The organism is Kitasatospora sp. NPDC051914 (assembly GCF_040680995.1).
Classification (GTDB): Bacteria; Actinomycetota; Actinomycetes; order Streptomycetales; family Streptomycetaceae; genus Kitasatospora.
The window spans coordinates 1-12730 of sequence record NZ_JBFAXX010000026.1 but is presented as its reverse complement, the minus strand read 5'-3'; the positions used below and the strand labels follow the sequence as shown (position 1 = coordinate 12730).

General features: G+C 70.7%; 8 protein-coding genes and 1 pseudogene. 3 read left to right on the top strand and 6 right to left on the bottom strand.

Annotated features, from left to right (window positions below; genetic code table 11):
* Nucleotides 1-348: 348 nt before the first annotated feature.
* On the bottom strand, nucleotides 349-2613 hold the full coding sequence (locus AB0M03_RS18590; RefSeq protein ID WP_363492718.1) for a UvrD-helicase domain-containing protein: 2265 nt from the start codon (nucleotides 2611-2613) through the stop codon (nucleotides 349-351).
* Between the two features lie 292 nt (nucleotides 2614-2905).
* On the opposite strand from AB0M03_RS18590, the gene AB0M03_RS18585 reads away from it, so the two are divergent.
* Nucleotides 2906-3586 (top strand): TetR/AcrR family transcriptional regulator C-terminal domain-containing protein, encoded by a 681-nt coding sequence (locus AB0M03_RS18585; RefSeq protein WP_363492632.1) that lies wholly within the window; start codon nucleotides 2906-2908, stop codon nucleotides 3584-3586.
* A 433-nt stretch (nucleotides 3587-4019) separates the two neighbouring features.
* On the opposite strand, the gene AB0M03_RS18580 is transcribed toward AB0M03_RS18585, so the two are convergent.
* On the bottom strand, nucleotides 4020-5813 hold the full coding sequence (locus AB0M03_RS18580; RefSeq protein WP_363492631.1) for an adenylyl cyclase: 1794 nt from the start codon (nucleotides 5811-5813) through the stop codon (nucleotides 4020-4022).
* Nucleotides 5814-6382: 569 nt separating this feature from the next.
* Between AB0M03_RS18580 and AB0M03_RS18575 the strand changes: the two genes are divergently transcribed.
* Complete coding sequence (locus tag AB0M03_RS18575) at nucleotides 6383-7807, top strand: IS4 family transposase (protein WP_363492630.1); 1425 nt, start codon at nucleotides 6383-6385, stop codon at nucleotides 7805-7807.
* A 68-nt stretch (nucleotides 7808-7875) separates the two neighbouring features.
* On the opposite strand, the gene AB0M03_RS18570 is transcribed toward AB0M03_RS18575, so the two are convergent.
* The 4 genes and pseudogenes from AB0M03_RS18570 to AB0M03_RS18555 form a co-directional block, all read right to left on the bottom strand.
* Nucleotides 7876-8481: an ISAs1 family transposase gene (locus tag AB0M03_RS18570; RefSeq protein WP_363492629.1), complete on the bottom strand. Its 606-nt coding sequence runs from the start codon at nucleotides 8479-8481 to the stop codon at nucleotides 7876-7878.
* A pseudogene (locus tag AB0M03_RS18565) lies at nucleotides 8447-9028 on the bottom strand (transposase family protein); the annotation flags it as partial. The gene AB0M03_RS18570 and the pseudogene AB0M03_RS18565, both read right to left, overlap by 35 nt.
* A 174-nt stretch (nucleotides 9029-9202) precedes the next feature.
* A complete protein-coding gene (locus AB0M03_RS18560) occupies nucleotides 9203-10297 on the bottom strand; it encodes a hypothetical protein (RefSeq protein WP_363492628.1) in 1095 nt (364 codons plus the stop codon).
* Nucleotides 10298-10867: 570 nt separating this feature from the next.
* Nucleotides 10868-11920 carry a ferritin-like protein gene (locus AB0M03_RS18555; RefSeq protein ID WP_363492627.1) on the bottom strand — a complete coding sequence of 351 codons (1053 nt, stop codon included), beginning with the start codon at nucleotides 11918-11920 and terminating at the stop codon, nucleotides 10868-10870.
* A 445-nt stretch (nucleotides 11921-12365) separates the two neighbouring features.
* Here AB0M03_RS18555 and AB0M03_RS18550 point away from each other — a divergent pair, with 445 nt between their 5' ends.
* Nucleotides 12366-12710, top strand: coding sequence for a hypothetical protein (locus tag AB0M03_RS18550; protein WP_363492626.1), 345 nt, complete (start codon nucleotides 12366-12368; stop codon nucleotides 12708-12710).
* Nucleotides 12711-12730: the final 20 nt, after the last annotated feature.

Sequence of the window (12730 nt, the reverse complement as noted above, 5' to 3'; positions counted from 1 at the left end):
GGCACCCACTACCTGCCGCCGACCGGTCTCCCCTACGCGGACGGGCAGCGTGCCTCCACCGTCTGGTGCCGGCCCTGCCAGGGCGACGCCGCCCGCCGCGGTGAGCGTGCCCGCCACCGTCGTCCTGATGGCCGCGGTGAAGACGCTGGACGCCGCGCCGGCCGCCCACACCGCCGCCGCCACGGCGCAGCTGACCGTGGTCCGGCCGTCCAGGCCGCCGCGCACCGCCCGCGCCCGCCGCGGACCCGGGGGCAGCCCGCACCTACCCGCTGCCGGCCGGCCACGCGCTCCGGCAGTGCCCGGACCACCCGCCGTCTTTCACGAGCAACGGGCTCTCGAGAAATCGCGTCAGGTGGTGGCCGGCGCCGGCAGCTCCAGGCCCTCCGGTAGCGCCGCACTGTGCACCACGCCGAGCCGCTGCGTGGCGCGGGTCAGCGCGACGTAGAGCTCTGCACGGCCGAACTCGGCCGGTTCGACCACCAGCACGCTGTCGAACTCCAGGCCCTTCGCCTGCGCCGGCGAGAGCAGGACCACCGGGCGGGTGAGGTCCGGTTCGGGCCCGTGGTCGGCATCGGGCAACGCTGTCGCCAAGGCGTCGAGCAGACGCGCCGGTGCCACCACGGCCAGCCGCCCGCCCGTGCCGTCCGCCGGGACCGGCTCCGCCGCGACGCACGCCGCCACCGCGTCGGCCAGCCCGGTCGCCGCCGCGACCCTCCGCGCCCACGGGCGGACGCCCGTGGCCCGCACCGAGCGCGGCGGCTCGAAGCCGGGGTCCGTCGCGCGGATCACGCCCGCCGCGACGTCCATGATCTCGGCAGGGGTGCGGTAGTTGACGTCCAGCAGCACCCGCTCGAAGCGCTCACCCACGTGCGGGCCCAGCGCAGCGGACCAGTTGCCGCAGCTGCCCGGCTCGGAGCTCTGCGCCGGGTCGCCGACCAGGGTCATCGAGCGGGTCGGGCAGCGTCGCATCAGCAGCCGCCACAGCATCGGGGTCAGCTCCTGCGCCTCGTCGACGATGACGTGGCCGAAGGCCCAGGTCCGGTCCGCCGCCGCCCGCTCCGCGGCGGTGCGCCGGTCCGCCTCCTCCTGACGGTCCGCCAGCCGTTCGGCGTCGATGAGGTCGTGGGCGGCCAGCTGCTCGGAGTCCTCGTCGTCACGGTCGGCGAACTCGTGGCTGCGCGAGCCGTAGGAGAGGTCCAGCACGCCCTGGGCGTAGGCGATGGCCTCCTGCCGCTGCGCCTCCTCCGCGGCGAGGCGGGCCGAGTCGTCCTCGCCGAGCAGTTCCGCGGCCTCGTCCAGCAGCGGCACGTCCGCCGGGGTCCACGGCCAGGCCGTGAAGGGCCCGCAGGGAGCGCGGCGGATGGCCTCGGCGTCGGCGTCCGGGAGGTGGGTGGGCTCCTCCAGGTAGTCGGCGACCAGTCGCTCCGGCGTCAGCAACGGCCACAGCTCGTCGATCACGGCGTGGACCTGCGCGCTGGCGGCGACGCCCTTGCCGATCAGCGCCCGGTCGTCGGCGCCGAGCAGGTTCGGGCCGCCGTAGGGGTCGGCGCCGATCCGCTCCACCAGCTGGGCGGTGAGAGCGTCGATGACCGCGAAGGCGAAGTGCGGCCGGGCCAGGTTGTGCGGCAGCCGCGTGTTGTGGGCGCGTTCGCGGGCGGCCGCGACCAGCTCCCGGTCCAGCACCAGTTCGCCGTCCTCGTGGTCGATCCGCAGCTCCGGCCAGCCCATGGCCTGCCGGTCGCGGAGGTGGGCGGCGAGGGCGTCCGCCATGGCGGCAGCGCCCTTGACGGCCGCCCCTTCGGGCGTGTCCGTGCCGGTGGCGTGCACGCCGGGGAAGAGCTCACCGGGGGTGGCCAGCAGCACCCCGGTCTCTCCCAGCGAGGGCAGCACCTGGCCGATGTAGCCGAGGAAAGCGGGGTTGGGCCCGACGATCAGCACCGCACGCCGGGCCAGCAGCTCGCGGTGGGCGTAGAGCAGGTACGCGGCGCGGTGCAGGGCCACCGCCGTCTTCCCGGTGCCGGGACCGCCCTCGACGACCAGCACGCCGCGGTGCGGGGCGCGGATGATCCGGTCCTGCTCGGCCTGGATGGTCTGCACGATGTCGTGCATCCGGCCGGTGCGGGCGGCGTCCAGCGCGGAGAGCAGCACGGCGTCGGCGTCCGCGCCCTCGTAGCCGGTGCGTTCGGCGTCGTCGAGATCGAGGATCTCGTCGTGCAGGGCGGTGACCCGGTTCCTTTCGGTGGTGATGTGCCGCCGCCGGCGGAGGCCCATCGGCTCGTGGCCGGTGGCCAGGTAGAACGGGCGGGCGACATCGGCGCGCCAGTCGACGACCAGCGGCGTCCGTTCCTCGTCGTCGGCGCGGATCCCGATCCGGCCGATGTGACGGTCGGCCCCGTCCCGGAACGCCAGCCGCCCGAAGCAGAGCCCGTGCTCCCCGGAGGAGTAGAGGGTCAGCAGCCCGCTCTGCTCGGCCACCTGCACGTCCCGTTCCAGCAGCATCTGCGCGTTGGCCGGCGTCTGCGCCAGCGCGGCGCCGACCGCGGCGGCGGCCCGCGCCTCCAGCTCGGCGAGGCGTCCGCAGAGCAGATCGATGAATTCCTGTTCCCGGAGAATTTCGTCGTTTGACAATTCCACTCCCGCTCGCCTATACTGACGCCATAAGGTTTCTGAGAGTTCAGTTTCGACCTATGCCGAATGAACACACGGAACCCCCCAATGTACGAGAGAATTCCCCGGGACGCCAGTGCGTCTCGGTTTTTTTATTGCCCGGGACAACTCCCGGCTGCGCCGAACGTGGGCGTCTCGGGCCCGGTTGGGACATGGCGATGGTCATGGTCGATTCCCCCTTCGATACACCGCACTTGCCGATACACTGTATCGACCGATGCGGTGTATCGTCAGCGGCATGTTGGTGTGGGAGAGGCCGGAGCCGCAGAATCGACCCGCGCCGGCTCCGTTGAGCCGGGAGCGGATCGTGCGGGCGGCGATCCGGCTGGCCGACGCGGACGGCCTGGACGCGGTGTCACTGCGCAAGGTCGCCGCCGCGCTGGACGTCCGTCCGATGCGGCTGTACGGCTACATCGCCGGCAAGGAGGAGTTGCTCGACCTGATGGTCGACGCCGTTCACGCCGAGATCCGGCCGGTCGGAGACGGCTGGCAGGAGGTGCTCCGGTCTCTTGCCGAAGCCACTCGGGACGCCGCTCACGAGCACGAATGGCTCGCCGATCTACTGGGTGGCCGACCCCAGCTCGGGCCGCACGCGCTGGCCAGCGGGGAGACCGTGGTGGCCGCGCTGGGCGGCGTCGACGTGGACGCCGTCATGCCGGTGGTCGCCGCAGTCAACGCGTACGTGATCGGCGCGGTGCGTCGGGAGATCGCCGAGCGGCGTGCCGAGCGGGCCACCGGGATGGACGAGAAGCGTTGGCAGGCCTCACTCGGGCCCTATCTGGAGCGGACCTTCGCCACCGGCCGATTCCCCGCGCTGGCCACAGTGGTGCGCGATGCCGCCCACCTGGACGCCGACCACACCTTCCGGATCGGCCTCGACTTCCTGCTCGACGGCATCGAAGCCCGCATCTCACGGTGACGCACGGCCGCGTCGTCCCACCGCGCACCAGCCCGCCGGTGCCCCGTACCCGATGTCGGCAGTGAGTACGGTCGGGGGTGCATCAAGCGGCGGGGCAGCACGCCCGTGAATCACCGCAGCCCAGGGATGCCGCGGCGATGTGCGCCTCCTCGGCAGCCTCTCCCCCAGCTGGAGCAGGCCGCCGGTCGCTGCCGCGGATACGGCCCGAGGCACAGGCGGACGGATGACCGTCGACATCCCGGGCATCGATGTGCCCCGGGGCGCCTGTCACGGTGAAGACGGAGCATCTGCGAGCCCTGAGCGCGGTGCTGGAGCCGGGAGACGGCAACGACACGCCCCGGTGGGCCGGAGACCACGGCCCGGGCGTCCGGCCGCAGCGCGAAGGTTCCCGGCGGGGCGGTACCGGGAGTCCCGGCACCGCCCCGGTGGCGGGTCAGGCGGTCGCAACGCCGTTCGAGTAACTCCTCATGAAGTAGGTGCCGAATCCGTTCTGCACCGGATCGCCGCTGTTGTTGATGCAGTGCAGGATGCCGCCGCCGCCGGGGCCGTTGAGACAGACGGTCATCAGGTCGGTGAGGACGACGCCGGGGGTGTCGGGGACCTCGTAGGCCCGGTCGGCGTAGATGTCGGCCTGCAGGTTGAAGTAGCAGTAGCTGCCCAGGCCCCAGGCCCGATGGTCGGTGACGGAGTCGGCGACCTTGTACGCGGCGTAGCCGCGGGTGCCGTGGTGGACCCAGGCGGACTGCGTGGGGACGTCGTAGGGGTGCTCGTTCTGGAAGAAGTAGGTGCGGCCGTGGTTGCCGTTCCAGAGCACCTCGTACTTCTGGAAGTGCTCGGCGAACAGGCCGTAGGTGGTGACCCGGTCGCCGTTGACGAGGAAGCCGGTGCCGGCGGGGTTGACCGACCAGCCGACGCTGCCGTCGAGGCCGTGGTCCGCGCGCCAGATCCAGACGTGGTCGACGATCACGTCGTTGCTGTCGATCCGGATGCCGACCTCGGTGCCGCCGGGCAGGACGCCGCCGACGCGGGCGAAGACGTCGAAGAGCGCGGTGGGGCGGTGGGAATGGTTCCTCCGGCTGCGACCGTCCCCGACCCGGAGCAGGACCGGGGAGCCGGCCGAGGCGGCCTCGAGGAGGAGGCCCGCGACGGAGACGTCGTCCACGTCGGCGACCTCGACGAGCGCGTTGCCGTTGACCGCCTGCAGGGTGGCCAGGCCCAGGCCGAGCACGACGGTCCCGGGCCGGGACACCTGCAGCGGGGCGGAGAGCGGGTAGATGCCCGGGGTGAACAGCAGGTGCCGGCCCTGGGAGAGGGCTCGGTTGAGGGTTCTGGCGGAATCACCGGGCCGGGCCACGTGGAATTCGGACAGCGGGACGCTGTGTCCGGCGGCCTTCCCGGCGGCCCAGGTCGTCCCGGTGGAGTTGCGGCGCAGGGCGGGGACGAAAACGTGGAACGAGCCGTGGGCGTCCACGGTGAGGAACGGCTTCTCCCGGATGACGGGGGTGCGGTCGACCGTGGTCATCGGAGGGTTGGGGAAGCTCTGGGCGGGAGCACCCTGGGTGCCGACGAAGACCATGTTCCAGTTGGCGCCGGTCCAGCTGCCGAAGGTGTCGTTGCGGGACAGCCACTGCTGCTGCGAACCCGACTCGACCTGGCCGTCCACCAGGCTGTCGGCGAGGAATCCGCCGCTGGACCAGCGGTTGCCGGGCGGGCTGGGCCACAGGGTCATGTTGCCCTTGACGTGGGTGCGGCGCATCGGGGCCGCCTGCGAGACCGCCCAGCGTTCCAGGCCGTCCGGCGGGGCGATGCACAGGTTCTCGGCGGCCCGCCAGAAGTTCTGGGTGCCGTTGCCCTCGAACCACTGCGCGTCGGCGGTGACGTGCCCGTTGATCACGACGTCGTCGGGGTTCTTGCCGAGGCCCAGCACGTGAGTGTAGAAGCCGACGTTGATGTCGACGTCGTAGGTGCCCGGCTTGAAGGCCAGGGCGTACCGCTCCGTGCCGAACTGGTTGGACTCCTGGATCTTGAACACGGCGTCGACCTGGGCCTGGATCGCCGCGTCGCCCATGGAGGGGTCGAAGACCAGGACGTTGGCACCGAGGTCGGTGGTGCCGCGGGCGCCTGACGCAGCGGAGACCGGGCCGGTCGCAAGACTGCCGGCCACGGGCAGTGCGGCGGCGACCGCTGCGCCGCGGAGCACGGTCCGGCGGGTCGGGGTGACAGACATGACTCTCCCTGGCGTGGGTGGGTGGGGAGGGGCCCGAGGCAGGTCCTCGACACGGTGAGAGCGCTCTCTCACTCGCGGTGGAGAGTGAAGCACCGGGGCGTTGCGGCGTCAATAGGGTTCAGGCGTCGCACGGTTCGGCCGTGGACTTGTGTTCGGAGCGGCACCCGCTGCCCCGTTGTCGTCGATCACCGGCGTGAACGCTGCGACGACCCGTACGGCCGGCATGCCTGGACTTGCGCCTGCGCCGGGATGGGACACGGGTTAGCGCCGGTGTCACCCGTGTGGGGCGGCTACGTCCGGTCCGTGCCGACGTGGTGGTCCGCGCGCGGGAGGGGCGGGTGGTTCACTGCGGCCCCGCCGGGGGCAGGGCCGCAGTGGGCAGCGTCGACTCACAGGAGCAGGTCCAGTTCCCAGCAGGGCTGATTCAAAGTCAATGCCGGGAACATAGGGCTGTGGGCAGGCTGTCAAGCGGTTCGGGGAAGTTGATGTAGAGGAACGGGGCTCCGCGTAGGACGGGAGTCGACCAAGACGCCGTACCCACGGGAGCCCCGTTGTCCGTCCAGTGTGGCATGCCAGCACGTACCGAGTCCGGTCGAAGTGCCTTCGCGGCCGGGCATCTTGGCGAGCTGACCCAGCTCGTTCCACCGGATCTGGTCGACGAGGTGCTGTGCGCGACGGGGCGGGTCGAGAGACGGGTCCGCAAACTGCCGTCGCGGGTGGTGGTGTACTTCGTGCTGGCGATGGCGCTCTTCCCCCGCGAGGGATATCGCGGGGTGTGCTCTTCGCTGATCGCCGGCCTGCGGGCGACCGTCGGTGATCCCTCGGCTGCCGCGTTGCGGCAGGCCCGGCGCCGGATCGGTCCCGAGCCGCTGAGCTTGCTGTTCGACCGCCTCAAGGGCTGCACGGCCGCCACAGAGACCGCTGGGGCGTGGTGGCGGGGACTGCGGACCGTCGCCTGGGACGGCACCACCCTCGAAGTGGCCGACAGTGCCGCCAACGCCGCGTTCTTCGGCTACTACCGGGCCCGACGCGAGTCGACGTACCCGCTGCTGCGGCTCACGGCCCTGGTGGAATGCGGCACCCGGGCCCTGGTGGACGCTGTGGCCGGACCGGTGTCCACGAGCGAGAAGAGTCAGACCCAGCAACTGTGCGGCGCGCTGTGTCCGGGCATGCTGCACCTGGCCGACCGTGGCTCCGACGGCCTGGAGCTGATGCTCCAGGCCGCCCGGACCGGCGCCCACCTGCTGTGGCGGGTCAACGCCGGCCGGGTCCTGCCGGCCATCGAGGTCCTCGATGACGGCAGCTGGCTGTCCATGCTCTCCACCCCCACTGGCCGTAACAAGCTGGTGCGCTGGGTGCACCGCGACCGACGCCGCAGCCAGGCCCCACAGGTCCAGGGCCTGGCCGTCCGCGTTATCGAGGCGGACATCACCGTGACCGACCGAACCACCGGCACCACCCGCTCCAGCAGCCTGCGTCTGGTCACCACATTGCTGGACCCCCGGCGCTACCCGGCCCAGGAGCTCGCCGAGCTGTGCCACGAGCGCTGGGAGATCGAGACCGCCTACTACGGACTCAAGGTCACCACGCTGGGCTCGGGAACCGTCCTGCGCTCCCACCACCCCCGCGATGTCCTCCAGGAGCTGTCCGCCCTGCTCGTCGTGTTCCAGGTGGCCCGGCGGATCGGGTCCGACACCGCCACGGCGGCCGGCATTGACCCGGACCGCATCTCACTGACCGTCATCCTCCGCACCGCCCGCCACACAGTGATCAACGCGGAAGCGGGGCCCTCCGCCGGGGCCGGAAGGACCCCGCGCATCAGCACAGCCATCCTCAACCCCCGCGACCTGGGCCCTGAGCAGCGACGCCGCAGAGTCGTTCCCCGACGCGTGAAGCGCACCCTGTCCAAGTTTGCCTACAGCAGCACCCGCAACGACGAACCACTACGCAGAGCAGCCATCGCAATCACCGTCACGCCCTGCCCCAGCCCTTGACAGCCTGCCCGAAGCCCTATGTTCCCGGCATTGGATTCAAAGTCCTGTTGATCTTGCGTTCGGCCCGCTCAGGGGATGTGCAGGAGGTCGAGTGGGCGGGTGAAGGACTCGTAGGAGACGTGCCGGAGGCCGGCGGCGATGCTGGTGTGGCCGTGGTCGCGAAGGGTGTTGATCGCCAGGTTCCGCAGGGTGGCCATATTCTCCGGGCCGTGGCCGGTGCGGATCTTCGAAGTGTCCTCGGCGAAGGCAGTGTCGCGGACGAAGTGCAGCCGGTTCTCGATGGTCCACTGCGAGCGGGCCGCCTCGCCGATCCGCTGCGGGGAGGCCTGCAGGTGGGACAGGTCGGTGAGCGCGTAGACGGTCTGCCGGGTCCGCTTTCCGGTCTTCACCTCGGTGCGGTAGCGGGTGATCTTCGCGGCCTGGACGGCGTGCGGGAAGTCCAGACCCAGATCGGTGGTGGTCAGCGCCCGCACCACCCGGGTCTCGCGGCGGCCGTGCCCGGTGCCGCGCTGGTAGTGCCGGGCGGTGACCTCGGGCCACGGCAGCGACCGCAGCTGCCGGAACAGCGTGGGCTGGTTGCCCCCTGACCACCAGCAGGTGGTGCGCCTTCTTCTCCTCGACCAGGAACCGGACGTGGGCGCGCTGGGTGTGCAGCGCGTCGGCCGTGACGACAACGCCGGCCAGGTCGAACGGGGCCAGCAGGGCGGCGAAGCAGGTGATCTCGTTGGTCTTGTCTGGCACCCGGACCTGGGTCACGGTCCGGCCGGTGCCGGTCACCGCGGCCAGCAGGTGCGCGGCGGGAGCATCGTCGATGCGCGAGCCGCGGGCGCTCTTGCCGTCCACCGCGAGCGTGTCGGAGCCTGCCGGGTCGGTGCCGGTCAGATCGGCCAGCCCACCAGGGCACACCGTCCCGATCACCCGCCGGATCGTCGAGGGGCTGGGCGCCACGCACACGCCGAATGCGCCCGCGCTCCGCGCCCCGAGCCGGGCCAGGGCGTGCTGCGGCGCCTCGGCGGCCCACTGCCCGATCGCCCGGAACGACCGGGCACCGGTCAGCACCGCCGACGCCGCGACCAGCAGCACACTCACCAACGAGTGACGCAGACCGCGCCGGTCCCGCGGATCCGCCAGCAACGCCAACCGCTCCACCAGACCGGCCTCGCCACCGAGTTGACGCACAGATGGGACAGCGAAACAGCAAGTGGCAGACTGACGGCACATCGAGGCTCCGACTGGAGAGTGACGGGTAAGGTCACCTCTTCAACCGGAGCCTCAATGCGTTCGCAACGGCCCGACGCCGCCCCCCTCACACCGCCGTGACCTGCACATTCGCATGATCGCCAAGACTATGAATCAGCCCTCCCCCGACGGGGCCGGACGGGTGATCCGCCAGCGTCAGCGGTAGACCCGCACGTAGTCGACGGCGAAGGTGATCGGCCCGCTGCCCGAGGGCGCCGGGTGGTACTGGCCCGCGCACAGCGACAGGTTCAGGATCAGGTACGCCGACCAGCCGGTGCCGACTCCGGTGCCGTCCGAGAAGATCTTGACGCCGTTGACGTACCAGTCGACCGAGTTCGCGCCGAACAGCGTGCCGACGGTGACCCACTGGTCCGGGCCGACGGCGTTCGCGTCGGTGTAGTACGTCGAGGCCGGCCTGATGTGGTTGGTCAGTTCGAGCAGGTGCGGATTGTCGGGGTGGTACTCGAAGGAGTCGATCTCGTTGGCGCCGTCCTTCCAGGTCCACAGCGCCGGCCAGGCGCCGGTGCCGCTGGGCAGCTTCACCCGGGTCTCCACGTAGTCGCCGGTCCGCACCTGGAAGCCCTGGGTCGAGCCCTCGGTGGTGAGCAGACCGGTGTCCCAGGCCTGCTTGCCGTTCTCCAGGACGTGCGCGGACGGCTTGGCCGTGAACGTGGCGACACCGCCCGAGACGCCGACCGCGCCGGTGGTCAGCCAGTCGAGCTTGTTGTCGTCCGGGTTGTGGTCGCCGTAGCGGTACGCGCTGGTCTTGTCGCCGACCCAGGTGGAGCCCCAGGCGATCGGCGCGTTGAACTCGTCGGACCAGGTGAGGCTCTTCCCGGGGACGGGGCCCGGGGCGGCGGAGACGGTCAGCGTGCGGGACGGCAGGTTGTGCCACACGTTGGCGGAGTCCTGCCAGAAGCCGAACTCGGTGTACGACCCGGCGGGGAGGGTCCTGCTCTGGCTGGTGAAGGTCACCCCGGAGGGGCAGATCCGGACGTTGGAGGCGTTCCCCGGGAAGTCCAGGTTCTGCCCGGCCGCGTCGCGGACGCCGACCCCCAGGGTCTTGGCGGTGAAGCAGGACGAGGAGTGCACGGTCAGCGTGGCCTTGGCCGGGACCCCGGCCGTCATCGTCGTGGGGGCGAGGCTGTCCTGGGTGACGGTCACGGCGGCCAGGGCTGGGCCGGCCAGCGGCAGGCCGATCAGCGTGGCGGCGGCGACCGCGATGACGCGGGCAAGCGGGAGTTGGCGCATGGGAAGTACCTCGATGGCACCTGCGGGGGACCCGCCGGATCCACGCCCGGGGCGGCCGTCGGGCCGGGGGCACGACTGCGCCCCGGGCCGTTGCCGTCACGACCGGTCACGCCGGCCTCGGGAGCCGCGGTGACCGGTCCGGCGTCCCCGCTCCTGTCCGGTTCCGTGCTCGGCGAACCGCCGGCGAGCGGACAGGACTAGGCGTCCCGTCGGCGGCGTCCACGCGAAGCAGACATCACGACCATTCTAGGAAGAACCGGGATGTCTCGGACAGGGGAAAAAAAGACCCCTCTCCGCTCCGCTGTCCGGCCGCGACAGGGCGTGTGCACCGCCGCCGGAGCCTCAATGCGTTCGCAACGGCCCGACGCCGCCCCCCTCACACCGCCGTGACCTGCACATTCGCATGATCGCCAAGACTATGAATCAGCCCTGCAGTTCCCAGCCCCCGGCATGCCTTCCGCCGCAACGCTGCTCCCCGCATTCCGGCCACCGTGATGGCCCACCCCGGAGCCACTCCGAAACCGCGGCGAGGAGCACCGACCACAACGGTGCTTCCGCGAACGGGACTGCTCACTCCTCGACGTACAGGAACTCCGGCCCGTAGGTCTTCCCGCTGCCGTCGGGAAGTTCCAGCTGTACGAGCTTCCGGGCCTCGGTGCGCATCTTGCCCATGCGGCTGATCGCCGCGCCCAGCGTGTCCGAGTCACCCGTCCGCCAGGCCGCCTCCAGCGCTCGCAGCATTGCGCTGAAATGCGTGTTGAATGCGCCGAGCACCTGCTGCACCCCGGGCGCGGGCGCGTTCGGCCCGCCGTTGGCCCACCCGCCTTCCGACACTCTCGCCATGGGGTAGGCCGGGGGCAACGGGACGTCATCACCCTTGAAGTCCCAGACGACCGGGTTCTCCGACACCTTGATCAGCTTCTTGCCACGGAACATCTCCCGGAACACGTAGAAGTGCGCCAGCTCCCCGGGCTTGCCGGGGAAGGGGTTCTCGGGTGAGGCGGAGGTCCCCTCACCCTGCTCCTTGATGACCTCGATGGCGGCCCGGACCTTCTTGATGGTGTCGAGCGGAACGATCGTGTTGCCCTGGCCGTGGCTCTCCAGGGAGAACTCGATCTGCCGGTCGCCGCTGATCAGGTGCTGCTGCGTCTCGAACACCTCCCCGATCGCGGTGTAAAAGGCCCCGATGGTCGCGGAGGAATCCATCTGGGCGACCGGATGCTCCGGGCGTTCGATCTCGGAGAACATCTCGACCGAGTCCTTGGTCAGACCCTCGAGGAAGACGATGAGATCGGGCCGCACGCCGCCCGGCAGAGCACGCTCGTACCTCGGGACCACTTTCGGATCGGCAAGGATCGGTGTCCCTCCGATGCTGGTGAGCATGTTGCACACGAGTCCCACATGGGTCATCTCGTCGAAGATGACCTCCCGGATGTCCTTGGCAACCGCCGTATTCGGTTCCTTGATCGACCACAGGGCGCTCGCATACGGACCGATGGTCGCGACCTCTACCATGATTGCCTGCTGCAGGGAGTTCCTCAGCCACTCCGCATCGCGGTCCGCAGGGAGGACTCCCAGCAGCTCCACGATGGCATTGCTCTCGTACTCCAGGACCCGGGTCATGCCGCACCTCTCTTCCGCATACAGACAGAACGAGAGCCTTGCCCATTCGGCAGGCCGGTCAGGCGATGGGCGCGCGAAGCTCGCTGACGGTTCACCCGATCGCGGCGGCAGTGCAGCACGAGGCCACCTCTTCATACGGACGTGCCACAGATATGACGAGCGCTGCGGCGCTGTCCCCGTCACAGTTGGCGTCGGCGTCGTCGTTCTCGCCGCCGCAGCTCGCAGCTTCACGGTGGCGGAGCGGACGGAGGCGGGGCTCCGCGGGCTGCCGCGCTGTTCGAGCTCACCGATACCTGCTACTGGTGGTTTCAGAATGAGTTGTGTGATGGCTTGGGCGCAGGCGTGGCCTGGAGTGCGCCATCCACGGGGTCGCGCCACCGCCGGACACGTGTGTGCTGTTCACCCTGCCGCTGACACGTCAGCGGGACTCGCTATCGTCCGTGCCATGACCTCAAGTGATCGTCTGCTTGACCTGATCCGGACCACCCCGGAGATCGATCTGCTGCTGCGGTCCTCGTTCGGCTTCGACGTCCACCGGAAGCACAATGGCGATGGCTTGGGGCTTGCCTCGGGTGCGCCACTGGAGGCGATCGCCGGGGAGTCCGCCGGTGGGGCGTACTTCCTGTGTGCCGAGCAGAACGGTCGCCGGCCGGTGGTGTTCGCGAGTTCCGAAGGGGAAGGCGGGCTGCTCGCCGATGACCTGGCGGACGCGCTGGGGTTGCGTCCAGGGAAGTGGTGTACGGGTTCCACCCGTTCCGGGGGTTTCGTCCCGGTAGCGGGTGTCGCCTGAGAACGTAAGACGGCCACCGG

What these genes read in the sequence shown, in the direction of transcription:
- AB0M03_RS18585 (WP_363492632.1), top strand. Translation starts at nt 2,906, where the DNA reads ATGTTGGTGTGGGAGAGGCCGGAGCCGCAGAATCGACCCGCGCCGGCT.
- AB0M03_RS18580 (WP_363492631.1), bottom strand. Translation starts at nt 5,813, where the DNA reads ATGTCTGTCACCCCGACCCGCCGGACCGTGCTCCGCGGCGCAGCGGTC.
- AB0M03_RS18575 (WP_363492630.1), top strand. Translation starts at nt 6,383, where the DNA reads ATGCCAGCACGTACCGAGTCCGGTCGAAGTGCCTTCGCGGCCGGGCAT.
- AB0M03_RS18560 (WP_363492628.1), bottom strand. Translation starts at nt 10,297, where the DNA reads ATGCGCCAACTCCCGCTTGCCCGCGTCATCGCGGTCGCCGCCGCCACG.
- AB0M03_RS18555 (WP_363492627.1), bottom strand. Translation starts at nt 11,920, where the DNA reads ATGACCCGGGTCCTGGAGTACGAGAGCAATGCCATCGTGGAGCTGCTG.
- AB0M03_RS18550 (WP_363492626.1), top strand. Translation starts at nt 12,366, where the DNA reads ATGACCTCAAGTGATCGTCTGCTTGACCTGATCCGGACCACCCCGGAG.